We start from the raw sequence: 22,199 nt of genomic DNA on the forward strand, positions 1-22,199 counted from the left end.
CCCCGTCGCCGGCCCTGCCGCCGGGCGGGTCGCCGCCAAGCCTCGAAAAGCGCGGGCGCGCCGGGCGGGCGCCGCAGTACCCTCCCGCGATGCGGCAGACCACCCTGGAGACCGAACGCCTCGTCCTGCGGCGCCTCACCCCGGCCGACGAGGAGCAGCTCGTCGCCCTCGACTCCGACCCCGAGGTGATGCGTTTCCTCGGCGACGGCAGACCCGCGCCGCCGGAGACGGTGCGCGGCGAGAGCCTGCCCCGGATGCTCCGCGCCTCCGCCACCCACGACGGCCGGCTCGGCTACTGGGCCGCCGAGGAGGGGGCGGACGGCCGGTTCGTCGGCTGGTTCGAGCTGCGCGCCGCCGACCACGCCGGGCGCGAGGCGGAACTCGGCTACCGGCTGTGCCGGAGCGTCTGGGGCCGGGGCTACGCCACGGAGGGGGCCCGCGCCCTGCTGCGCGCCGCGTTCACCCGGCTCGGCGTCGAGCACGTGTTCGCGGAGACGATGGCCGTCAACCACCGCTCCCGCCGGGTGATGGAGAAGGCCGGGCTGCGCTACGTCCTGACCTTCCACGTCGAGTGGCCCGAGCCCATCGCCGGCGCGGAGCACGGCGAGGTCCGCTACGCGCTGAGCCGCGAGGAGTGGGAGGCGGCGCACGGCCGGGAAGCGGCCCGGCCCGGCGGACGCCCCGCCGGTCCCGCGCCGGGCAGCGCCGGTCCCGCGCCGGGCACCGCCGGACCGGCACCGGGCCCCGTGAGCCGGACGCCCGCCCCCGCCAGCCCGGGCCGGGGTGACGGGGCGGGGGAGGACGGGGTGCCGAGCGCCTGGACGCGGAACGCCGGGGCGGCGCAGACCGAGCTGCGGGGCGCCGGGGCCGACCGGTTCCGTTGACCCGCGCACGTCGTTGACCCGCGTGGCGTTGACCCGCGTGGGACGCGGGTGACGCAGGTGCAACCCGGCCGGGCCTGCCGGGCGCCCGCCGGGACCGGGAACCCGGCCGGTGCCGCACTCCGGCACGCCACCGGCGCGGGCCCCGGCACCGTCTACGGCATCGCGGGAGGCCGCTGCGGCCCCCGGGACGCCCACGCCCCGCCCGGTGACGCGCCCGGAGGGGGCACCACCGGCAGCCCTGAGGACCCGGCCGCCTGGGCCGGTCCCCGTGCCGGCCCCTGTGCCGGCCCCTGTGCCGATCCCGGGGGCGGGACCTGCGGCTGGACCCGGGGCGGGACCGGCGGCGACCCGTGCGGCGGGCCCTGGGGGACGGCCGCCACACCCGGCGCCGGTGGTGCCGGGGCCCCCGGCTCAGTGGCCGCGACCCGCGGCCCCGCCGGTTCCGTGACCCCGGGTGGCGCGTCCCGGAACGGCGGGGCCGCGGGCGGGGTCGGGGGCGGGTCGGGGGAGAGGAAGCGTTCCAGCGTCTTGACCACCAGCGCGTGGTCCTCCGCCTGCTGGAGCCCCGAGACCGTCACCGTCCCGATGACCCCCGCGCCCTCCACCGCGATCGGGAACGAGCCGCCGTGCGCCGCGTACAACGTCCCGTCCAGCGGTGACGCGTTCTCGAAGGTCGTCCCCCGGGCCCGGAAGCGGGTGCCCACCAGGTACGAGCTCTCCCCGAAGCGCTCCACGACGCGGCGCTTGCGGTCGATCCAGTCGTCGTTGTCCGGCGTGCTGCCGGGCAGCGCGCAGTGGAAGAGCTGCTGGCCGTTGCGGCGGATGTCCACCGCCACCGGCGCCCGCCGCGCCCGCGCCGCCTCCACCAGCAGGCAGCCCAGCCGCCAGGCGTCGTCATGGCTGAACCGGCGCAGCACCAGCCGTTCCTCCTGCGCGCGCAACACCTCGATCAGCGCCGCGGGGTCGAACGCCGGGTCGAAGGCCGGGGAGAACGTGGCCGGCGTGGGGTCCGGGCCGGCGGGGGAGGGGGCGGCGAGGTCGTCCGCCGGGTCGTCGGCGGGGTGGTCGGCGGGGAGGTCGTCGAGAAAAGTGTCCGGGTCGTCGTCGAACGGGTGACCGGCCGGGAGGTCGGGCGGGCCGACCGCGGGATCCGTCATGGTGCGTAGCTCCAGGGGGTGTGGGGGGAGGTGAGGAGGGGTGGCCGGACTACGTGTCAGGGCATACGCGGGGCAGTGGGGCGGGGGTTCAGCTCAGGCTCCGACGGTGACCGTCCTGCCCTCCCGCGCCGAGAGCCGGGCGGCCTCCAGCACGTCCAGCGCGGCAGCCGCCTCCAGCGCCGTCACCGGCGGCGGGCCGCCGGCGCGCAGCGCCGCCGCCACGGCCGCGTAGTACGCCGGGTAGTCACCGGGCAGGGTGGGGACGGGACGGCCGCCGCCCGTCAGCGGCGACTCACCGGCGCCCAGCCGGCCCCACAGCGACTCCGGCTCCGTGCCCCATGCGCCCGGTTCCCCGGGGGCGCCGGGTGCTCCGGACGGGCCGGAGCCGGGCCGCAGGCCGTCGCGGAGCGCCTGTTCCTGCGGGTCGAGCCCATACTTCACATACCCGGCGGAGCTTCCCAGAACACGGAAACGCGGGCCGAGTTGGGCCGCCGTGGAACTCATCCACAGATGCGAGTGGACGCCGTTCGCGTGCGTGACGGCGATGAAGGTGTCGTCGTCCACCTCGGCCGCGGCGCGTCGCACCACCGACTCGGCGTAGACCCGCTCGGCCGGGCCGAACAGCACCAGCGCCTGGTCGACGAGGTGGCTGCCCAGGTCGTAGAGGAGCCCGCCGATCTGCGCCGGGTCCCCGGACTCGCGCCAGCCGCCCTTCGGCTTGGGCCGCCACCGCTCGAACCGCGATTCGAACCGCTGCACCTCGCCCAGCTCACCCTCCGCGACGAGCCGCCGCAGCGTGCGGAAGTCGTTGTCCCAGCGGCGGTTCTGGAAGACGGAGAGCAGCAGGCCGCGCTCCTCCGCGAGCGCCGCCAGCGTCCGCGCCTCGGCCGCGGTGGCGGCCAGCGGCTTGTCCACGACGACCGGCAGGCCCGCCCGCAGCGCGTCCGCCGCGATGGCCACGTGCGTGCGGTTGGGGGAGGCGACGACCAGCAGGTCGAGCGCGTCCCCGCCCGACGCGCGCGCCAGCAGCTCCTCGTGGCCACCGGCGATCCGCACCCCGGGATGCTCGGTCAGCGCCTGTTCCCGGCGGTCGGGGCGGGTGGTGACCACGGTGTCGAGGACGAGGCCGTCGGTGGCGGCGATCAGCGGGGCGTGGAAGACGGAACCGGCGAGACCGTAGCCGACCAGGCCGACGCGGAGCGGCGCGGTGCCGGTGGTGGAGCCGGAGCCGGAGCCGGTGGCGCCACCGGCGTTCGCGGAAGAGGGCAGGGAGCTGGACATGTGTTCACTCAACCACGGGTGACGTAGCGGGGTGCGGGGACGGTGACGCGGCGGGGCGGGGACGGGGCCGCGCGGGGCGGGACGCGGACGGGGCCGCGCGGGGCGGACGGCCGGGTACCGCGGACGGCCGGGTGGGGTGGTTCGGCGTCCGGCAAGCGGGGAGCGCCGATCGGCCCGCGTGCGCGCCCGGTTCGGCTGAACCGCCCGCCGACCGTGGCGCTTCCGCCACCGGGCGGGGAAGGGACGGACACACGAGGGGGCGCGAACGGGCCCGCCACCCCGGGCGCCGCCGGGACGGCCGACCGCCGGAACGGCACCGCACGGCACGGCATTGCACGGCACCACACCACACCGTCACACCGCCGAACCGTCGGACCTCGAAGACCAGCCGTAGAGCCGAACAGCCGAACAGCCGAACCGAACTGGCGAAACGCCGAATCACCGAATCACCGAACTGCCGAACTGCCGAACTGCCGAACTGCGGCGACAACGCCGAACCGCCGAACCGCCGGGCCACATCGGCGACGGCGTGCGGTGCGAGCCGGGCGCGGTCCGTGACCGGGCGGCCCCACGGGGCCTGCCCAGGCCCGCACCCGTGCCCGCGCCCGTCGCGGAGATCACCGAAGGTGTGCCATGGCCCAGCGCAGAGCCCTCGCCGTCCGGGCGGCGGCCGTGCTCACGGCCGTCCCGGCCCTGGCGGTGCCGGTCGCGCCGACCGCGCTCGCCTCCTCGACCCCCGTCACCGCCGGTGCGGCGCCGACTCCCGCTGCGGCGGCTTCGGCGGTGACGGGCCTCCGCGTGCGCGGGCTCCCGGGCGCCCCGGCCTCCGCTCCGGGCGCGGCCTCGGCTCCGGGGCCGGGCCCGGCTTCCGCTTTGGCCCCGGCCCCCGCTCCGGGCCAGGCCCGCGCTCCGGGCACGGCTTCCGTACCGGATCCCGTCGCTCCGTCCCCGGCCGCCGACCCGGCCTCGTTCTCCGTCCCGGCGCGGCTCGTCCGGGCGGCGACCGGCCCGGGGGACCGGGCGGGCGGCCCGTACTGCGGGGACCGCGACAGCCCCGACTTCCCCCTCCGTGCCGAGGTCGCCGGCGGCCCGCGCGGCTACACCGCGGGCGGCGGTCGGCGGCACTGGACCGTCACCCTGCGCAACACCACGGACCGCGCCTGCCGGGCCGTCCACCCCGTCGCGGTCCTCGCCGACCGCACCCGGGAACTCGCCGCCGCGGACATCGAGATGGAGTTCCACGACCCGTTCGCGGGGCGCTGGCGCCCGGTCACCCTGGAGACCTCCGACCGGCACGAGCACATCGCCGTCTTCGACCGCTTCCCCGGCCTCACCGTCCCGGCGGGAGGCACGGTGACCACCTCGGTGCGCCTGCGCTTCACCTCGGGCGGTACCGCACGCCCCGCGGACAACGCCGTACGGCTCACCCTCGCCGCCGTCCAGCGGCGGGGCGACGACGGGGACTGGGTGGGCTCCGCGCCCCCGTACGACTTCACGATCCGCGGCGGGCGCACGAGCCCGGACGGGCCCGGGCCCGCCGGGGACGGAACCCGGACCCGTCCTCCCGCCCTGGCCCGCTCCGGCAGCGGCGGCCCGCTGCCCTGGGCGGCCGTCGCCGCCGGGCTCTGCCTCGCCCTCGGCGCGGCACTGCTCGCCGCCTCCCGCGGCACCCGCCGCTGAGAGCGGCCGGCACGGGGCCCGGCCTCGGCCGGCGGCGGTCACCGGACGGGAGGCGGCACCGCCGACGGCGGACGCGGGCCGCGCGGCTCCGGGTGGGGCCGGCCGGCCGCGGGCGGGCGTGAGGGTCCCGCGCCCCGTCCCGCCCGTTGAGGGCGCCCGGCGACGATCGCCGCGCCCACCCCGGGGATTTCGGCGTCCTGCGCGACCGGTCCACCGGTCCACCCGGCCACCGGGCCCCGGACAAGCTCCCGGGCGCCCCGGGCCGATCCGGGCGGAAGGCGCCCACCGGACTCCCGGTGTCGCGGATCTCTCCGTCCCGACCACGACTGATCACCTCGCCGACGGATATCCGTCATCTCAGCGCAGGAACCGGTCCGGACCTGCGCCGCTAGGCTGGGGCGGGCGGACGGTGGCCCGCGGCGGCCGGCGTGACATCCGGTGCGGCGGCGGCCCGCCCCGCCGCGGTGTCCCGGCCGTCCGGCCGGCCGCCGCACAGGGAAGACGATCGAGGACAGGAGCCGTTCCGTGGCAGAGCGCAAGCCGATCGAGTCGTGGCTCACCGACATGGACGGGGTGCTGATCCACGAGGGGGTGCCCATCCCGGGCGCCGACACCTTCCTCAAGCGGCTGCGGGAGCGGGAGAAGCCCTTCCTCGTCCTCACCAACAACTCCATGTTCACCCCGCGTGACCTGCACGCCCGGCTGACCCGGATGGGGCTGCACGTCCCTGTGGAGAACATCTGGACCTCGGCGCTCGCCACCGCCCAGTTCCTCGACGACCAGCGCCCCTGCGGCTCGGCGTACGTCATCGGCGAGGCCGGGCTGACCACCGCGCTGCACGACATCGGCTACATCCTCACCGACGCCGAGCCGGACTACGTCGTCCTCGGAGAGACCCGCACCTACAGCTTCGAGTCGCTGACCAAGGCGATCCGGCTGATCAACGACGGCGCCCGCTTCATCGCCACCAACCCCGACGCCACCGGCCCCTCCACCGAGGGCGCCCTGCCCGCCACCGGCGCCGTCTCCGCGCTGATCACCAAGGCCACCGGCCGGGAGCCGTACTTCGTCGGCAAGCCCAACCCGCTGATGATGCGGGCCGGGCTCAACGCCATCGGCGCGCACTCCGAGACCAGCGCCATGATCGGCGACCGGATGGACACCGACGTGCTCGCCGGCCTGGAAGCCGGGATGGAGACGTTCCTGGTGCTCACCGGCGTCACCCAGCCGGACGAGATCGGGCGCTTCCCCTTCGGGCCGTCCCGGGTGGCGGAGTCGATCGCGGAGCTCGTCGACCTGATCTGACCTGACCTGACCTGACCGGACCTGACCTGACCTGGTCTGACCGGATCCGAGCCGCCGCCCGGTGTGGTGAACGGGGGAACCCGCCGGGCTTGCGGTGCGCGGTCCCGCCGCGCGCGCGAACCTCTGAGGTGGAGGAGGTTCCGATGCGCCGTCGACAGTTCCGGCACCCCGGGCGGCCGGCACGGCAGACACCGCCGACACCGCCGACCCGGCCGGCGCGGCCGACCCGGCCGGTGCGACCGGTGCAGCCCGTCCGGTGGTGCGGGGGCGCGGGTGCGGGGCGGGTGGCTTCCGGTGCGCTCCGGGCCGCCGCTGCGCTCGTGGTGGTCGCCGGTTCGGTCCTGGCCGCGCCGGGCGCGTCCGGCCCGCCGTCACCCCCGCCCCCACCGGCCCCGGCGGCCGTGGTCGTGGCCGTCCCCTCGGCGGTCACGGCCGGCGGGGGCGCCGCGTCACCGGTCCGGGACTCCGTCGTCGCGGCCGGCGCCGGCGTTCCGGCCGTCGCGGCCCGCGCCGAGGCGCCCGTGCCGCGGGGTGGGGGCCGCCCCAACACCCGGCAGATCGTCGTCAGCCTCGTCCTCACCGCCGGGGCGCTCCTCGGGATGGTGGTGCTCGCCGTCCACCGCCACCGTGAGGCGGGCCGCCCCACCCCACCGGACCCGAGGCGCCGTCGCACTCCGCCTCCTGACCGCTCCTGAGGTGCGGCCCCCGACCCCGACCTGCCTCTGATGTCCGGCCCCGCCCCCGACCTGCCTCTGAGGTGTGGACCCCGACCCCGGGACCGCCCCTGAGGTGCGGCCCCCGACCGCCCCCGAGGCACCCCGCCCGCCGCCGTTCCTCCCCCGAGGCACCCCGCCCGCCCCTCGCTCCGCTACGGCAAACGCCGTAACGCGGCTCTCCGGACGGCCGTCGGTACGGGGCACCGCGCGTCCCGCGTGCCAGGATGCGTGCCACCCGAGCCGCCCCGGTCCCACCGGGGCGTGCCGCGGACCGATGCGGACGATTCCCAGGGGGAAGCGGATGTACGGCCACGTGACCCGCTGGGCGGCGAGACTGGCGGCCGGCACGGTACTGCTGACGGCGGGCTGTCTCCGGCTGCCCGGTGAGCCGGCCGCCCCGGGCGACGACCCGGCCCGGCCGCGGTGGCCCGCGCTCCGCTCCTACGCCACCCCGTACTGGGTGGACCCGTACGGCACCGCCGCCCGCCAGGCCGCCGCCCTGCGCGCCCGGGGCCAGGCCGGGCAGGCGGAGCTGATCGAGGAGAAGATCGCGGCCCAGCCCGTCGCGGAGTGGATCGGCACGGCGGACCCGGAGCGGCAGACCCGGCGCGTCACCCGGGCCGCGGCCCGCGAGAACCAGGCCGCGCTGCTCGTGCTCTACAACATCCCGCACCGCGACTGCGGCCAGTACTCGCGCGGCGGCGCGCCCGGCCCGCAGTCGTACCGGCGCTGGGTGGAGCGGGTGGCGGCGGGCATCGGCGACCGGCCCGCCACGGTGATCCTCGAACCGGACGCCGTGCCGCACATCGTGGACGGCTGCACCCCGCCGGAGCGCCACGCGGAGCGCTACGCCCTTCTCTCCGCGGCCGTGGACCGCCTCAAGGACCTGCCCCGGGTCCGCGTCTACCTCGACGCCGGCAACCCGCACTGGATCCGCGACCCGTCGCTCCTCGTCTCCCCGTTGCGGCAGGCGGGCATCGCCCGCGCGGACGGCTTCGCCCTCAACACCGCCAACTACCGCACCACCGCCGAGAACAAGCGCTACGGGCGGGCGCTCTCCCGGCTGCTCGGCCCGGGGAAGTCCTTCGTGATCGACACCAGCCGCAACGGCAACGGGCCGCTGCCGGCCGGCGCGGACCCCGCCGGGTGGTGCAACCCGCCCGGCCGGGCCCTGGGCGAGCCGCCGACCACACGCACCGGTGACGAGCTGATCGACGCCTACCTGTGGATCAAGCGCCCGGGGGAGTCGGACGGCACCTGCAAGGGCGGCCCCCCGGCGGGCCGCTGGTGGCCGGAGTACGCCCTGGAGCTGGCCCGCAACGCGGACTGGTGAGACGGCGCCCGCGGTCGGGCCCGAGGCCGGGGCGCCCGGAGACGCCGATGGCCCCTCCGCCGGAACGGAAGGGCCATCGATCACGTACGCCGTCAGGGACTCGAACCCCGGACCCGCTGATTAAGAGTCAGCTGCTCTAACCAACTGAGCTAACGGCGCCTGGTGACCTGTTCATCGTACCGGACGGGACGCGGTGCTCCACACATCCCGGAGGGGGTATGCACCTCAGGTGCTGTATGTGGTGAATGTTTCCGATGGAGGGAATGGGTGTTTGATTCGGCTTGGCGGGCAGGGGTGCCGGCGTCGGCCGGTTCGGGCCCGCCGGGGGGAGGTTTTCGGCCACTCGGCGCCCGCCGCGGCGGGTTCCGAAGCCTTCCGCTTCGCCGGAAAATTGCCGGAGGGGTCCAGGTCAGGGCGGCCACCTGCGGCGCCAGGGTGCATTCCCGGCGGTGAACTTTTGCGCCCCGTCGGCGACCGTTTCTTGCCGGGATGTTCGCAGAGTGGCTAGGGTGGCGCCTGCGGTTCTGATCGAGCCCGCCCGGCTTTTCGCGCAAGATTGAGCGCAAGCGGGAACGTGGCTGTCGTCCGTCACGGGGGATTTTTCATTGAGTGTGCCATCGGGCAGAAATCATGACAGTGGAAGAGGGCATGTCTGTGGTGTGCCGCACTGGGCGCGCAACGCGGATCTCTCCCTTCTGACCGCGCGTGAGCGTGAAGTACTCGAAGCTCTGGGCGAATGCCTGCCGAACAGTGCCATCGCCTTTCGCTGGCGGGTCGCGGAGCGGACGGTCAAAAAGCATGTCGCAGGCGTCTTCGTCAAGCTGGACATCTCCTCACGGGCCGAAGCGGCCGTCATAGCCGCGTATGCGAAGTGCTCCGGGTGGTGCACTTCAGGACACTAGGCACCCTGGCGTGGGCATGACATCTTCACCGGGTCAACACCAATCCACTGGGGAGAACGCTGTGGCAACTCTGGTACGGGAAAACACGACCGCTGCCGAACCGAAGGCGTCGAAGGCGGCCGACGCCTACAGATCCGCTTCTGTCGGCGCGTACATGGCCGCGACCTCGGCGCCCGAGCGTGCCCTCGCGTCGATCAGAGCGCGGGTCGACAGGGGGCTCGTCCGCTACGACGCCTGGTTCCTGATCTTCACCGCCGTCATCCTCGGTCTGGGTGCCACCATCTTCGCCGGACTGGTCATCTGGTGCGTGGTCTACCAGGACAAGAAGTTCACCGGAAACTGGTCCTTCAAGGACTTCGGCCTGAAGGTCAGCGCCGAATGCGTGTAGCCGTCTGACGGCTTCGGTTGCGAGAAGCCCAGGAAGTCCCGGGGTTCCCGGGCTTCCTGGGTGCCGCCCTGATCGAATGACTCGGTAAGGATCCCTACGGTCGTGCCTCTCCTGAATGTCAGCAGTGTCAGCTATTCCTACGACGGCGTGGTCAACGTCCTGTCGGATGTCTCGTTCACGGTCGAGGACGGCACAATCGTCGGTCTTGTGGGACCGAACGGTTCCGGGAAATCCACACTGATCAAGAATATCTTCGATCTCGTGCGCCTCCAGTCCGGCGCCATCCGGATCGGCGGCCATGAGCACACCCGGCCCGGGGCGAAAGAGCTGGCCATGTACCTGTCCAGCAACGACTACCTTCCCGAGTTCCTCACCGCTCGTGAATACCTCTCCATGATGGGGAAACTGTTCGGCCTGGAAACGGACCACGAGAAGGCCCTCGGCCTGTTCCGCACGTTCGCCATGGAGGGGCGCTACGACGACCTCATCGAGGACTACTCGCACGGTATGCGCAAGAAGACCCAACTGATCTCCGCGTTCGTCATCCGGCCACCACTGACCGTGATCGACGAGACGCTCAACGGAGTCGACATCGAAGCGCTGTATCTCGCCGAGGCGGAGTTCCGGAAGGTCCGCGACGAGGGCCGCTCCATCCTGTTGTGTACGCACGACTTCGCCGTCCTGGAGCGGCTGGCCGACCGGACCCTCTTCCTCGATCTGGGAAGCGTGGTGCGGGACGAGGCGACGAGGGATCTGGTCGACGAACACGGCTCGGTGGCCGCCATGGTGTTCGACCATCTCGGGACGTCCCAGCCGTGACGGCGGTCCGGCTGAGGCATTCCGCCGTCCTGGCCCGGATGCTGCTCGTCTTCTTCGTCCGCCGCGTGCTGCGGGCCGGTTTCCTGAAGTCCGCCCCGGTCAGGGTCTTCGTCGCGGTGGCGGCCGTCCTTCTGCTGGCCGTCATGTGCACCGCCTCGTACTTCTTCCTGCGTCCCCTGGCCGGCGAGGCCGCCGTCTGGCGGTTGCTGTTCGACACCGCGACGGTCTCGATCCTCCTCTGGGTGCAGATCGCCTTCCTCCTGGTGAAGGTGTTGTTCCTCAACGCCGAGGGGATGCTGCGGCTCAGCTACCAGCTACCGGTCACCAACCGGGAACGCTCGGCGGCGTTCCTCCTCTACGAGGCGGTGATGACCGCCGTCGTGGCCACCGCCGGCCTGATCTCCCTCTCGGTCAGCGCGCTGATCCTCCTCGGCCCGTCCGCCGCCGGGTACATCACGGCGTCGGTGATTCTGCCGGTCACCCTGACCTACCTGGGACTCTCCGTCCTCTACCAGGTGCTGACCCGGCTGTGGCGGCTGGTGCGGCTCGGCCGCATGGCGGGTGTCCTCAACGCCCTGGCCCTGTTCGCGATCCTCGCGTCCTACTCCGCGCTGATGACACCGTTGATCCAGCGGATCTCCGGCGGCTACCTGCGGAGAGAGACCGAGTACACGTGGGTGACGTCCGTCTCCTGGGCCTGGAACGAGCACGGGCCCTGGGTGGCCCTGGCCGGCGCGGTGGCGTTGTCGGCCCTGCTGGTGACGCTGGTCTTCGCGCTCGCCCCCAACCAGCACGTCCGCCAGGCCCGCTACGTGAAGCTCCCCGGAAGCGTGCGGCTGCGGGGCGTTCTCGGCCCCTACGACTGGTGCCTGCTGCGCAGTGCCCAGACCGTGGCGGCGGCCGCGATGACCGTGGCCCTGTTCGTCTTCCTGCTGCCGGACCGGTCTCCGGTACATCCCCTGTGGAGCCTCGCCGCCCTGTCCTTCGGCGGGCTCTACCAGTTCACCGCCACCGAGCAGCTGCGGGCGCTGCCCGGTGCACAGGAATCCCCCTGGCGTGTCTACGCGCGGCTCATCAAGGCGCAGATGGTGCTGCTCGCCGTGTTCGCCGTGCCCGCTTTGGTGATCACGACGGCGGTCCACCCCGGCCGGTTCCTCCCCGGTCTGGTGCCGCTGGTGTCGTGCCTGGGCGGAGCGGTCATGACCACCTGCATCAGCGTCGTGTTCCCGGCGGAGAAGGACAATCCCTTCTCCGTGTTCCTGGGGCTGTCCGTGGTCCTCATCGTGACGGGCCTCGCGGTGATCGGGCTGGGCCTTCTCAGCCTTCCCCCCTGGGCCGTGACCGGCTGCCTCGCGGGGGCAGCCGCCGCGTTCGTCGGCTACGCGGTGCAGGGCATCCGTACAAGTGAGTCGAGGAGAAGAAATGCTGAAGGCACGGTCGGTAGTGAAGTCCGCCGCAGGAGCCGCGCTGCTGACGCTGGTCGGCGTGGTGGCCACCCTGCTCATCCTCATGTTCTCGACCGGGCCTGACGAGATCGTCGAGAAGAAGGCGTTCTTCGGGTCGATGGTCTTCGAGACGGTGGAAAAGGACAACGGGGCGCTGGGCATCACCGCCGGTGTCGACAACCCGGTGCCGCTCATCCTTCTCTTCCTCGTGCTCACGGTGGTCCTCACGGTGATCCAGGCGATCTACGGAGGGCTGAAGCAGCGCCGTGAGCAGCTTCTCGACGCGGCCGGCCGCTGATACGAAGGTCCGGGCGGTCGTCTGGGCGGTGGCCGTCCAGGTGTGGCCGCTCCCGGTGTTCGCCGGGGTCCTCCTCGCCTGGGCGCTGATCTGGATGACGCGCTCCGGCGACCCGGTACCGGCCTCGATGGCGTGGCTGCTGCTGGTCAAACCCGCTGTACCGGGCCTGATGCTGTCCTTCGCCCTGCACGAGTCGGCGCATGTCGTGTGCCTCAAGCGGATCCCCACGGTCACCCACATCACGATCGCGCGGACGGCCTGGCGGACGTCGGTGATCCCGGAGGGGACGATGACCGCGCGGCAGACGGCCGTGGTGGCCGTGGCCGGGCCGTTCGCCTGCGCCCTGGTGGGCGCCCTGCTGTGGCTTCCGGGCCTCGACCGCGCCCTGGCCTGGTGGTACCTGGCCCACCTCGGCTTCCTGCTGCCCTGCTTCGGGGACGGCCGCGCCCTCCTCCACGGTCTGCGGGTCCGGTCACGTGACGGGCGCCGAGGTCGCCGAGGATGACGACTCCGCCGGGGGACGGGACGGACGCCGGCCGGCGCCAGGGGAGAACAGCCCACCCGGCACGATGCCGCCCGGCCCATCACCCCCAGCGGCTCCGGACCGGGCGCCTCACCCTGCCGACCGTCTGCCCCGGCCCGCCCGGCGCAGACATCGCCGGCGCCGTTTTCCCCCGCCGTTTCCGGCCTCCCGGCCTCCCCGCACTTCTTCCGTCCCGGCGGCATCGCACTAGCCTGCCCTCATGGACATCGCGGAGCTGGCGGACGAGGCGTGGGAGATCACCGGCGGCGGGCGGCGGCGGGCGGTGCTGGGGCTGGCGGGGCCGCCCGGGGCCGGGAAGTCCACCCTGGCGGGGGCGCTGGTCACGACGGTCGAACGGGCCCACGGCGGCGGGGCCGCGGGCTATCTGCCGCTGGACGGCTTCCACCTCTCCAACCGCCAGCTCGAACGGCTCGGCCTCACCGACCGCAAGGGCTCGGCCCCCAGCTTCGACGTCCGGGGCTACGGGGCCCTGCTCCGCCGCGTCCACGAGGACACCGCGCACGACATCTACGTCCCGGACTACGACCGCACCCTCCACGAGCCCGTCGCCGCCCGCCACCTGCTGGGCCCCGGCACCCGTCTCGTCGTGACCGAGGGCAACTACCTCGCCTGCCCCGAGCCCGGCTGGCGGGAGGCGCGCCGGTCGATGGAGGCGGTCTGGTACGTGGAGGCGCCCGACGAGGTGCGGGACGCCCGGCTCGTCGAGCGGCAGCTCGCCGGGGGACGGGACGCCGCCGGGGCGCGGGCCTGGGTGGACGGCAACGACCACCCCAACGGGGAGTGGGTCAAGCGCTCCCGGGCCCACTGCGACCGCGTCCTGCGCGCCGGCGAGGTGACGGGGATCGCCCTGGACGGCTGACCGGTGCCGGGAACCGGCCCGGGGGAGGCCGCCCGGCGGGGCCCACCGCCCGGCGGCGGCACGCCCCGGGAGCGGGGAGACGGGGAGACGGGACCGGAAAACGCCGGTGACCCCTCCGTCGGAACGGAGGGGTCACCGGTTTCGCGTGCGCCGCCAGGGACTCGAACCCCGGACCCGCTGATTAAGAGTCAGCTGCTCTAACCAACTGAGCTAGCGGCGCCTGGTGCGTGCCGCCATACTACCCGCTCCCGGGGGGTGGGTCCGACCACGGGAGGTGGCGTGGGGTGATTCGGGCGGTTCTGCGGGGATTTTCCGGGGTTCCTGAGGTGGTATCCCGGGGTTCCCCGGTGTGGCCGGCCGGCGGCCCGGCGGTCTCCGGGCGCTCAGAGCGTGAGGGACAGCGCCAGCGGAGCCGCGTGGCGGTTCAGCGTCTCGGCCGCCCGGCGCAGCCGGTGCGCGCTCTCGACGGGCAGGGAGAGCGCCAGGCACCCCACCGTCCTCCCGGCGGTGATCGGCACCGCCGCGCAGACCGTGCCCACGGCGTACTCCTGCAGGTCCAGGACGGGCACGGTGGGCGGCTGGTGGTCCAGTCTGCGGAAGAGGATCTTCTCGTCGGTGATCGTCCGGGAGGTGAAGCGGGCCGTCCGGTGGCGGGCGAGGTGGTCCCGGCGGCCGTCCTGGTCGAGCTGGGTGAGCAGGCACTTGCCCACCGCGCTGGCGTGGGCCGCGGAGCGGAAGTCCACCCACTCGTTGACCCGGGGCGCGTCCGGCCCGTGCGCGCACTGGGTGATCCGGACCTCGCCGTCGACGTAGCGGCTCAGATAGACCGCGGCCCCGAGGGCGTCCCGCAGCTCCTCCAGGTTCCGCTGGAGCCGGGCGGCGAGGGCCTGCTCGCGCCCGGCCGAGCCGAGCTGCCGCAGGGTCCGGCCGGCGGTGTAGAGGTCCACCGCGGGTTCGTCCACGTAGCCCTCGCGGCGGAGCATCCGCAGCATCGGGGCGAGGCGTTCGGGAGGTATCCCCGTCTCCTGGGCGAGCCGTTCCCCGTGGATCCCGCCGCTGCGCCGGGCGATGCTCTCCAGAGCGCGTAAGGCGTACCGGACGGAGTGGAACGGCATGGTCGGCTCGGGCTGCTGCGCCACGGTGCCCCCTCCAGGTGTGACCGTCTGCGTCGCGGACGTGCCGGAGGCCGTGGAAGGCAGCGCGCGCCCCCGGCGGGCTGTCACCACGATAGCCGCCGGATCCGGGCCTGGGGGCCCTCGGGGAAGGAGCCGCCCCGCGCGGGCGCACGCTTCCTGGGCTTTTCCGGAAGCACCGCACATTGGCATATGCCCGGGCCATGTGCGACGCGGTGGGTGGGCGGAGAAACGGTCCGGCGGAGGGGGCGGGGCACGGCGGCGGCCCGCCCCGCCGTCCTCCGGCGGAACGGGCCGCGTGCCCCTCGGGGCGGTGGGGCCGTCCCGGGCAAGCCCGGGCAAGCCCCGGGCAAGCCCCGGGCAAACCCCGTCGTGATCGTGCCCGGCCGTGAGCATGCCCCGGTGGGCTCACCTCCCGGCGGGGCCGTGCCCCCGCGGGTCCGGAGGTCAGAGCACCGCGCTCAGGAACTCCCGGGTCCGCTCGTTCTCCGGCTCGGTGAAGATCTTCGCCGGCGGGCCGGACTCGATGACCCGCCCCTTGTCGAACATCAGCACGTCGTCGGAGATGTCCCGGGCGAAGCTCATCTCGTGCGTGACGATCAGCATGGTGATGTCCGTGGTGGTGGCGATGTTCCGCAGGACGTCCAGCACACCGGCCACCAGCTCCGGGTCGAGCGCCGAGGTCACCTCGTCCAGCAGCAGCACCTGCGGGCGCATGGCCAGCGCGCGGGCGATGGCCACCCGCTGCTGCTGCCCGCCGGAGAGGTGCGTCGGGTAGGCGTCGGCCTTGTCGGCCAGGCCGACCAGGTCCAGCAGGTCCCGGGCGCGCTGCTCCGCCTCGTCCTTGCTCATGCCGAGCACGTGGACGGGCGCCTCCATGACGTTGCGGAGCACCTTCATGTTGGGGAAGAGGTTGAATTGCTGGAAGACCATGCCGATCTTCTTGCGCACCTCGCGGACGTGGCGATCGCCCGCGGGGACGAGCTTGCCGTTCTTCGTCTCGTGGGTCAGGTACTCCCCGTCCACCGAGATCGTGCCCTCGTCCGGCCGCAGCAGCGTCATCAGCAGCCGCAGGATCGTCGTCTTGCCGGAGCCGGACGGGCCGATCAGGGTCACGTGCTTGCCCGGCGCCACGGAGAAGTCGAGGTTGTCCAGGACGGTGTTGGTGCCGAACCGCTTCGTCACGCCGTCGAAGCGCACCAGCTCGGCGGCGCTCGTGGCGGCGGGTGCGGCGGCCGGTCCGGTGGCCGGCTCGGCGGCCGGGCCGGAGGTCGGGTCAGGGGTCGGGGTGGCCTTCGGAAGGCTGCTTTCAGCGGACAAGACGACGCTCCAGAACGCGCATGAGGAGGGAAGCCGGATAGGCGATGAGGATGAAGGCGATGCCGACGATCGTGATGGGCTCGGTCAGGACGAAGGTCTGGGCGCCGAACTGGCGCGCCTCGCCGAGCATCTCCAGCACACCGATCGTGGCGATCATCGGCGAGTCCTTGAGCATCGCGATGACGTAGTTGCCGAGCGCCGGGACGACTCGGCGGATCGCCTGCGGCAGGATCACCGCGGTCCAGGTGCGCACCCGGGGCAGGGAGAGCGCGGTGGCCGCCTCCCACTGGCCCGCCGGCACGCCGTCGATCCCGGCCCGGTAGACCTCCGCGGTGTACGTCGAGTAGTGCAGCCCCAGCCCGATCACGCCGGTGACCAGGGGAGAGAGGGTGAGACCCCACTCGGGCAGCACGTAGAAGAGGAAGAACAGCTGCACCAGCAGCGGCGTGTTCCGGACGAACTCGGTGAACACCTGTACGGGCCAGCGCACGGCCTTGATCTCCGACCGCTGGGCCAGCGCCCAGAACAGGCCGAGGGAGAAGGCCATGAGCGAGCCGAGCACCAGCGCCTGGAGGGTGACGAGCACACCCCGCCAGAAGTCCGGCATGAAGTCGGCGACCGCCGACCAGTCCCACTGCATCAGATACCCCCCGCCCCGGCGGCGCTGTCCGAGATCCCGGTGCGCTCGCGGAGATTCACCTTGCTCAGCAGGCCGCTCCTGGGCTCCGGCCGCTGCCCGATCCGTGTCTTCGCCTGCCGCTCCACGACCCGCATCCCGCGGGTGAGGACGAACGCCAGGACGAAGTACATGATCAGGATGATCGTGTAGACGGGCGCGCTGTCCCCGGTCGCGTTGCGGACCAGGGAGGCGCCGAAGGCCAGGTCGCCGACGCCCATGATCGAGACGAGGGCGGTGCCCTTGAGCAGCTCGATCAGCAGGTTGTTGAACGGCGGGACCATCTCGGGCCAGGCCTGCGGCAGGATGATCCGCCGCATCCGCTGCATCGGCGTGAAGCTGAGCGCGATGCCCGCCTCCCGCTGTGCCGGTGCCACCGCCTGCACGGCACCGCGCACGATCTCCGACCCGTAGGCCCCGTAGGACAAGCCCAGCGCGAGCGTCGCCGCCCACAGGGGCAGCAGCTGCCAGCCGAAGGCCACGGGCAGGACGAAGAACAGCCAGAACATCAGTACCAGCGCGGAGGTTCCCCGGAAGATCTCCAGGTAGAGACCGGAGAGGAACCGGACGGCCCGCAGCCGGTGGGTCCGGGCGATGCCGACCGTGAAGGCCACGACGGCGCCGAGCACGGCGCTGTAGACGGTCAGCTGGACGGTGACCCACACACCGCTGAGGAGGAGTTGCCACAGCCCCCAGGTGAGCTCGCTCATGGCCGGCACTTCTCCTCTGCGGTCAGGTCCGTCATCTGCTCCTCCGTGTAACCGAAGGGACGCATGATCCGCAGGAGTTCGCCACTGTCCTTCATCTTGTGCAGCTCGCGGTTGAACGCGTCGCGGAGATTCGTTTCTGCCTTGCGGAAGGCGAAGGCCCCGGCATCGGTGACGGGCTCGCCGTCGATCTTCGCCTGGACCTCCTCGGTCGCCTCGACCCGCCGGGAGCCGGCCTGCTTGACCGCGTTGCGCATGCTCACGGCCGTGCCCGAGAAGACGTCCGCCCGGCCCTGCTCCACCGCGAGCACCCCGGCGAGCTGGTCGGGCAGGGTCATGATGTTCTTGATCCCGACCTCCTGGGCATACGCGATGTCGGCGTAGCCGGATCCCGTCGCGAACCGTGCGCCGCTCTTGGCCACGTCCTCGAAGCTGTTGAGGTTCATGGGGTTGCCCTTGCGCACGATGAAGGCGCTGACCATCTGGTACTCGGGGTCGGCGAAGATCACCTGCGCGCAGCGCGTCGGGTTGATGTACATGCCGGCGGCGACCACGTCGAACTGCTGCGAGTTCAGGCCGGAGATCAGGGAACCGAACTCCGTCGGGAACGGCCGCACCTCGGGAACCCCGAGCCGCTCGAAGATCCGCTGCGCGACCTTCGGGGCGTAACCGGTCATCTTGCCGTCCTTGCCGATGTAGCTGAGCGGCTGCTCACCGGCGAGGCCCAGTTTCACGAACCCCTGCGCCCGCAGGCGCTCCAGAAGGTCTCCCCCGTTCCTCACGTCGGCGGTGGAGACCCGGCTGCAACCGACCGCCCCCAACGCGCTCAAAGCCGCCGCCCCTGCCAGCAGGGTGCGGCGGCCGATCCGATACGTATCGTTCCCGCGTGGTCGAGCCATGGGCGGCCCGCTACCCGAACGTCGGATTTTCATGCCGACCGTTTCCAGCCCGAAACCTAGCCGAGATCCGAGACGGCTCTGTTGTGATTGATCCACTTACGTCACCATAAGAGCGCGACCGCGCCGCCGCGCCCGGAACCCCTCCGGAACGATCGACAGGAGCATCCGAATGACCGACCCCGCAGCCCACGGCCCCGCCGGCCCCGCCGGCCCGGAACGCGCCGAACAGCCCGAGCGCCCCGTCCGCCACATAGAGGTCTCCCTGGCCAAACGCGGTGTGAGCTGCACCGCACGGCTGCTGGACGACCGGGCGCCGATCACGTGCGAGGCCGTCTGGAACGCCCTCCCGCTCGGCGGTGACGTCTACCACGCGAAGTACGCGCGGAACGAGATCTACACCCTGCTGCCGCCCTTCGCCCCGGCCGAACCCCCGCTGGAGAACCCGACGATCACCCCGATCCCGGGTGACCTCTGTTACTTCACCTTCAGTGACACCCAGCTCGGCACGGCCTCCTACGGCTACGAGGAGGAGGCCGCCCACCGCGGCCGCCACCAGGTCGTCGACCTCGCCCTCTTCTACGAGCGGAACAACCTGCTGATCAACGGGGACGCGGGGTGGGTCCCCGGCATCGTCTGGGGCGCGGTCGTCGACGGCCTCGACCGCATGGCCGACGCCTGCCAGGACCTCTGGCGGGCCGGCGCCCTCGGCGAGAGCCTCACCTTCCGGCGCCTCTGAGATCGGCGGGACGGGCCCGGCACCGGCGCCGGGCCCGTCCCCCGCCGGGCCCGCGGCCTCCCTCACCACCCCGGGGCCGGCCGCCGCCCGCGGCCTCCGTCACGACCCCGGGCCCGGCCGCCGTCCGGCCACCGGCACCGCCCCGGACCGCCACCTCACCCCAGCACCGGTGGTTCGACGCCGTCCGTCACGCCCGCCTCGTACAGCGCGTGCGCCGCCCGCAGCACCACCCCGTCCGCGTGGCGCGCCGCCACGAGCTGCACCCCGATCGGCAGCCCGTCGCCGTCCCGCCCGCAGGGCACCGTCGCGGCCGGCTGCTGGGTGAGGTTGAACGGGTATGTGAAGGGCGTCCAGCCCGTCCAGCGGGTGAGCCCCGAGCCCGCCGGCACCTCGGCGCCCGCCTCGAACGCGGTGACCGGCATCGTCGGCGTCACCAGCAGGTCGTGGTCGCGGTGGAAGCGGCCCATCTCGCGGCCGAGCGCCATCCGCGCGTCCACCGCGGCGAGGTAGTCCAGCGCGCTGTACGCCGCGCCCTGCTCGGCCACCTCCCGCAGCCCCGGCTCCAGCAGCTCCCACCGCTCGGGGGCGAGCGGCTGCACCACGCGGGCCACGCCGCTGAACCACAGGGTGTGGAACGCCTCCACCGGATCGTCCGCGAGCGGCGGATCGACCTCCTCGACCCGCGCGCCGAGCGCCGCGAGCCGCTCCACCGCCCGCCGCACCGCCGCCGCCACCCGGGGCTGGACGTCCACCCGCCCGCCGAAGGAGGGGCTGAACGCCACGCGCAGCCCGGCGACCGCCTCGGTGCCCCGCTCCAGCCCCTCGCGGAAGTCCGCCGGGGAGCGGTCGCCCTGCGACCAGTCGCGCCAGTCCGGGCCCGTGATCACATCCATCATCAGCGCCGCGTCCCGCGCGTCCCGCGTCATCGGGCCGACGTGCGCCAGCGTCCCGAACGGGCTCGCCGGGTACAGCGGCACCCGGCCGTAGGTCGGCTTCAGCGCGAAGATCCCGCAGAACGAACCGGGGATGCGGACCGAGCCCCCGCCGTCGGTGCCGAGGCTCAGCGGGCCCGCGCCCGCGGCCACCGCCGCCGCGCTCCCGCCGCTGGAACCTCCCGCGGTGCGCCCGGGGTCGTAGGGGTTCACCGTGACCCCGTGCCGCGGGCTGTCCGTGACGCCCTTCCAGCCGAACTCGGGGGTGGTCGTCCGGCCCGTGAACACCGCGCCGTGCTCCCGCAGCCGGGCCACCGACGGGGCGTCCTCCCGCCAGGCCGCCGGGTCGTCCGCGCGCTCGTCCACGGTGCGGGAGCCGCGCAGGGTCGGGCCGCCGCGGAGCAGCAGCAGGTCCTTCACGGAGACCGGCACCCCGTCGACCAGCCCGGCCGGTTCGCCGCGGCGCCAGCGCTCCTCCGACGCGGCGGCCTGCGCGAGAGCGCTCTCCGTCTCCAGCCGGACGAAGGCGTTGAGCACCGGGTCCGTCCGTTCGGCGCGGTCGAGGACCGCGCGGGTGGCCTCGACGGGGGAGAAGGCTCGGGAGGCGTAGCCCGCGAGCAGCTGGGTGGCGGTGAGGTCCGCGAGTTCGGTCATGGAGCCTCCAACGGGTCCGGCGCGGGCCTGGAACGGCGCGCCGGGGCGGCGGGACGGGGGTGGGTGAGGGCCGGAGCGAGGGTGAGGGGGAGGTGGCGACGGGGGGTGCCGGGGCCGGTTGCCGTGGCGGGGGCGAGCGGCCGGGGGGACGATGGTCCGGCTGTGCCGGTGCCCTGCCCGGCCGGTGGCGGAACGGGGCGGGACCGGCACCCGGTGCCGGTGGGTACCGGGTGCCGCCGGGGTGGTGGCTCACCGGCGGTGACGCGCTTCCGGTGGTGGCGGGTGGCGGGTGGCGGTGGTGGCGGACGGCCGCCCCCGCGCGCCACCGCCGGTTCAGGACGGCGCCGGTACGTACCCCAGCTCCTTGTCGACCACGTTCTCCAGGGGCTTCCCGGCCACCCAGCGGTCGAAGTTGTCCATGAACTGCTCGGCGAGCGCGTCCCGCCACCCCACCGTGTCGCCGCTCATGTGCGGGGACACCAGCAGCCCGGGGGCGTCCCACAGCGGGCTGCCGGGCGCCAGCGGCTCCTCCTCGAAGACATCGAGTGCCGCTCCCGCGAGATGGCCCTCGGCCAATGATTCGGCGAGCTCCGATTCCACCACCAAGGGACCGCGCCCGACATTCACGAACCGGGCACCGGGACGCATCAGGGCGAAGGTCCCGGTCCCGAACATTCCCCGGGTGTCTTCCGTCAACGGGGCGGCGGAAATGACCCAGTGGGCCGCCGGGAGGAGCTCCGGGAGGGCAAGGTTGTCATACACCCGCCCGAATTCCGGATCGCTTTCCCGGGCGGTGCGCCCGACGAGATCCACCACGACACCCAGTGCCGCGAGCGTGCGGCCGACGGCCCGGCCGATCGGGCCGGACCCGACGACCACCGCGCGGCTGCCCGCGACCCGCATCGTCTCCCGGTGGCGCCACTCCCGCCGGCGCTGGAGCTCCCAGGTGCCGGGGAAGTCCTTCGCCATGGCGAGCACGAGCCCGGCGACGTACTCCGCGATGGGCTGCTCGAAGATCCCCCGGGCATTGGTGATCACGGCGTCGGACGAGGTCAGTGCGGGGAAGAGCAACCGGTCCACACCGGCGCTGGCGGTGTGCACCCAGCGCGGGTGGGGGCCCCCGTCCGCGCCGGGCCAGGCCTCGCGCAGGGCGTCGGAGGTGAAGTCCCAGACGAGCAGGGCGTCGGCGGACGGGAGCAGCCGGGCCAGGGCCCCGGCGTCGGGCGCGTGGAGCACGCGGGCACGGCCGGCGAGCCGGTCCAGGCGGGGGGCGGGCTCGCCGCCGAGGACGAGCAGGGTGCTGTCGGTCATGGGCGGGAAACCATTTCGAAACCTGCCTCCGCTTCGCTGGGAGAACCACCGTGAAAAACGGCGGCAGAAGTGGGATTGACCACGCTAGGGACCGGAAACTACCTTCGTCAACACGGGTAATGCCGACCCGGGCGAACCTGCGTGGTTCCGTCCCCGGCGTCCCGGCGTGTACGGCTTTCGTTCGCCCTGGTTCCCCTGGCTCCGGTCTCTTTTTTGCGAC

General features: G+C 73.5%; 20 protein-coding genes, 2 tRNA genes and 2 pseudogenes. 13 read left to right on the forward strand and 11 right to left on the reverse strand.

The window, feature by feature from the left end:
* Positions 1-89: 89 nt before the first annotated feature.
* Positions 90-662, forward strand: a pseudogene (locus HCK00_RS15380) (GNAT family N-acetyltransferase); the annotation flags it as partial.
* Positions 663-1,393: 731 nt separating this feature from the next.
* Here the strand turns inward: HCK00_RS15380 and HCK00_RS26965 are convergent.
* Positions 1,394-1,837, reverse strand: a pseudogene (locus tag HCK00_RS26965) (heme-degrading domain-containing protein); the annotation flags it as partial.
* 297 nt (positions 1,838-2,134) lie between these two features.
* Entirely contained in the window at positions 2,135-3,322 is a 1,188-nt protein-coding gene (locus tag HCK00_RS15390) for a Gfo/Idh/MocA family protein (protein ID WP_168102505.1), read from the reverse strand.
* A 633-nt stretch (positions 3,323-3,955) separates the two neighbouring features.
* Between HCK00_RS15390 and HCK00_RS15395 the strand changes: the two genes are divergently transcribed.
* The 4 genes from HCK00_RS15395 to HCK00_RS15410 all read left to right on the forward strand — a co-directional run bounded on the left by HCK00_RS15395 (position 3,956) and on the right by HCK00_RS15410 (position 8,356).
* Positions 3,956-5,002 (forward strand): hypothetical protein, encoded by a 1,047-nt coding sequence (locus tag HCK00_RS15395; protein WP_168102506.1) that lies wholly within the window; start codon positions 3,956-3,958, stop codon positions 5,000-5,002.
* A gap of 525 nt (positions 5,003-5,527) precedes the next feature.
* Positions 5,528-6,307: an HAD-IIA family hydrolase gene (locus HCK00_RS15400; RefSeq protein WP_168102507.1), complete on the forward strand. Its 780-nt coding sequence runs from the start codon at positions 5,528-5,530 to the stop codon at positions 6,305-6,307.
* A 284-nt stretch (positions 6,308-6,591) separates the two neighbouring features.
* A complete protein-coding gene (locus HCK00_RS15405; protein ID WP_168102508.1) occupies positions 6,592-7,002 on the forward strand; it encodes a hypothetical protein in 411 nt (136 codons plus the stop codon).
* Positions 7,003-7,324: 322 nt separating this feature from the next.
* Positions 7,325-8,356: a glycoside hydrolase family 6 protein gene (locus tag HCK00_RS15410; protein ID WP_168102509.1), complete on the forward strand. Its 1,032-nt coding sequence runs from the start codon at positions 7,325-7,327 to the stop codon at positions 8,354-8,356.
* Between the two features lie 85 nt (positions 8,357-8,441).
* On the opposite strand, the gene HCK00_RS15415 is transcribed toward HCK00_RS15410, so the two are convergent.
* Positions 8,442-8,515 (reverse strand) — tRNA-Lys (locus HCK00_RS15415).
* A gap of 500 nt (positions 8,516-9,015) precedes the next feature.
* Here HCK00_RS15415 and HCK00_RS28735 point away from each other — a divergent pair.
* From HCK00_RS28735 to HCK00_RS15450, 7 genes are all read left to right on the forward strand, one after another.
* Positions 9,016-9,258: a response regulator transcription factor gene (locus HCK00_RS28735; protein WP_168102510.1), complete on the forward strand. Its 243-nt coding sequence runs from the start codon at positions 9,016-9,018 to the stop codon at positions 9,256-9,258.
* A gap of 61 nt (positions 9,259-9,319) precedes the next feature.
* Positions 9,320-9,646 (forward strand): hypothetical protein, encoded by a 327-nt coding sequence (locus HCK00_RS15425; protein ID WP_206320394.1) that lies wholly within the window; start codon positions 9,320-9,322, stop codon positions 9,644-9,646.
* Positions 9,647-9,748: 102 nt separating this feature from the next.
* Entirely contained in the window at positions 9,749-10,465 is a 717-nt protein-coding gene (locus tag HCK00_RS15430) for an ABC transporter ATP-binding protein (RefSeq protein ID WP_168102511.1), read from the forward strand.
* Complete coding sequence (locus tag HCK00_RS15435) at positions 10,462-11,994, forward strand: hypothetical protein (RefSeq protein ID WP_168102512.1); 1,533 nt, start codon at positions 10,462-10,464, stop codon at positions 11,992-11,994. The genes HCK00_RS15430 and HCK00_RS15435 overlap by 4 nt, the downstream gene beginning before the upstream one ends.
* Positions 11,951-12,208, forward strand: coding sequence for a hypothetical protein (locus tag HCK00_RS15440; RefSeq protein WP_168102513.1), 258 nt, complete (start codon positions 11,951-11,953; stop codon positions 12,206-12,208). Before HCK00_RS15435 ends, HCK00_RS15440 begins: the two co-directional genes overlap by 44 nt.
* Entirely contained in the window at positions 12,177-12,713 is a 537-nt protein-coding gene (locus tag HCK00_RS15445) for a hypothetical protein (RefSeq protein ID WP_168102514.1), read from the forward strand. Before HCK00_RS15440 ends, HCK00_RS15445 begins: the two co-directional genes overlap by 32 nt.
* Positions 12,714-12,951: 238 nt before the next feature.
* The gene (locus HCK00_RS15450; RefSeq protein WP_168102515.1) at positions 12,952-13,611 is read left to right on the forward strand and encodes a nucleoside/nucleotide kinase family protein; all 660 of its coding nucleotides are present in this window, start codon (positions 12,952-12,954) and stop codon (positions 13,609-13,611) included.
* Between the two features lie 146 nt (positions 13,612-13,757).
* Here the strand turns inward: HCK00_RS15450 and HCK00_RS15455 are convergent.
* The 6 genes from HCK00_RS15455 to ehuB all read right to left on the reverse strand — a co-directional run bounded on the left by HCK00_RS15455 (position 13,758) and on the right by ehuB (position 18,346).
* Positions 13,758-13,831: transfer RNA gene (locus tag HCK00_RS15455), tRNA-Lys, on the reverse strand.
* A 163-nt stretch (positions 13,832-13,994) separates the two neighbouring features.
* Positions 13,995-14,750, reverse strand: coding sequence for an IclR family transcriptional regulator (locus tag HCK00_RS15460; RefSeq protein ID WP_168102516.1), 756 nt, complete (start codon positions 14,748-14,750; stop codon positions 13,995-13,997).
* Positions 14,751-15,191: 441 nt separating this feature from the next.
* Entirely contained in the window at positions 15,192-15,947 is a 756-nt protein-coding gene (gene ehuA, locus HCK00_RS15465) for an ectoine/hydroxyectoine ABC transporter ATP-binding protein EhuA (RefSeq protein ID WP_240965609.1), read from the reverse strand.
* Positions 15,948-16,053: 106 nt separating this feature from the next.
* Positions 16,054-16,704, reverse strand: a complete 651-nt coding sequence (gene ehuD / locus HCK00_RS15470) for an ectoine/hydroxyectoine ABC transporter permease subunit EhuD (RefSeq protein ID WP_168102518.1) — start codon at positions 16,702-16,704, stop codon at positions 16,054-16,056.
* Positions 16,704-17,450 (reverse strand): ectoine/hydroxyectoine ABC transporter permease subunit EhuC, encoded by a 747-nt coding sequence (gene ehuC, locus HCK00_RS15475; RefSeq protein WP_168102519.1) that lies wholly within the window; start codon positions 17,448-17,450, stop codon positions 16,704-16,706. Before ehuC ends, ehuD begins: the two co-directional genes overlap by 1 nt.
* Positions 17,447-18,346, reverse strand: a complete 900-nt coding sequence (gene ehuB / locus HCK00_RS15480) for an ectoine/hydroxyectoine ABC transporter substrate-binding protein EhuB (RefSeq protein WP_168102520.1) — start codon at positions 18,344-18,346, stop codon at positions 17,447-17,449. Before ehuB ends, ehuC begins: the two co-directional genes overlap by 4 nt.
* A gap of 169 nt (positions 18,347-18,515) precedes the next feature.
* Here ehuB and HCK00_RS15485 point away from each other — a divergent pair, with 169 nt between their 5' ends.
* Positions 18,516-19,082, forward strand: coding sequence for a DUF3830 family protein (locus HCK00_RS15485; protein ID WP_240965600.1), 567 nt, complete (start codon positions 18,516-18,518; stop codon positions 19,080-19,082).
* A 155-nt stretch (positions 19,083-19,237) separates the two neighbouring features.
* On the opposite strand, the gene HCK00_RS15490 is transcribed toward HCK00_RS15485, so the two are convergent.
* Together HCK00_RS15490 and HCK00_RS15495 are read right to left on the reverse strand one after the other, a co-directional pair.
* The gene (locus HCK00_RS15490) at positions 19,238-20,668 is read right to left on the reverse strand and encodes an amidase (protein ID WP_168102521.1); all 1,431 of its coding nucleotides are present in this window, start codon (positions 20,666-20,668) and stop codon (positions 19,238-19,240) included.
* Between the two features lie 333 nt (positions 20,669-21,001).
* Positions 21,002-21,979, reverse strand: a complete 978-nt coding sequence (locus HCK00_RS15495; protein WP_168102522.1) for a D-2-hydroxyacid dehydrogenase — start codon at positions 21,977-21,979, stop codon at positions 21,002-21,004.
* Positions 21,980-22,199 lie beyond the last annotated feature (220 nt).

The organism is Streptomyces zingiberis, from assembly GCF_012034935.1.
GTDB lineage: Bacteria > Actinomycetota > Actinomycetes > Streptomycetales > Streptomycetaceae > Streptomyces > Streptomyces zingiberis.

Coding starts and splice junctions, on each gene's coding strand:
- HCK00_RS15395 (WP_168102506.1), top strand. CDS start 3,956: ATGGCCCAGCGCAGAGCCCTCGCCGTCCGGGCGGCGGCCGTGCTCACG.
- HCK00_RS15410 (WP_168102509.1), top strand. CDS start 7,325: ATGTACGGCCACGTGACCCGCTGGGCGGCGAGACTGGCGGCCGGCACG.
- ehuB (WP_168102520.1), bottom strand. CDS start 18,346: ATGGCTCGACCACGCGGGAACGATACGTATCGGATCGGCCGCCGCACC.
- HCK00_RS15485 (WP_240965600.1), top strand. CDS start 18,516: ATGACCGACCCCGCAGCCCACGGCCCCGCCGGCCCCGCCGGCCCGGAA.
- HCK00_RS15495 (WP_168102522.1), bottom strand. CDS start 21,979: ATGACCGACAGCACCCTGCTCGTCCTCGGCGGCGAGCCCGCCCCCCGC.
- HCK00_RS15490 (WP_168102521.1), bottom strand. CDS start 20,668: ATGACCGAACTCGCGGACCTCACCGCCACCCAGCTGCTCGCGGGCTAC.
- ehuD (WP_168102518.1), bottom strand. CDS start 16,704: ATGCAGTGGGACTGGTCGGCGGTCGCCGACTTCATGCCGGACTTCTGG.
- ehuC (WP_168102519.1), bottom strand. CDS start 17,450: ATGAGCGAGCTCACCTGGGGGCTGTGGCAACTCCTCCTCAGCGGTGTG.
- HCK00_RS15390 (WP_168102505.1), bottom strand. CDS start 3,322: ATGTCCAGCTCCCTGCCCTCTTCCGCGAACGCCGGTGGCGCCACCGGC.
- HCK00_RS15450 (WP_168102515.1), top strand. CDS start 12,952: ATGGACATCGCGGAGCTGGCGGACGAGGCGTGGGAGATCACCGGCGGC.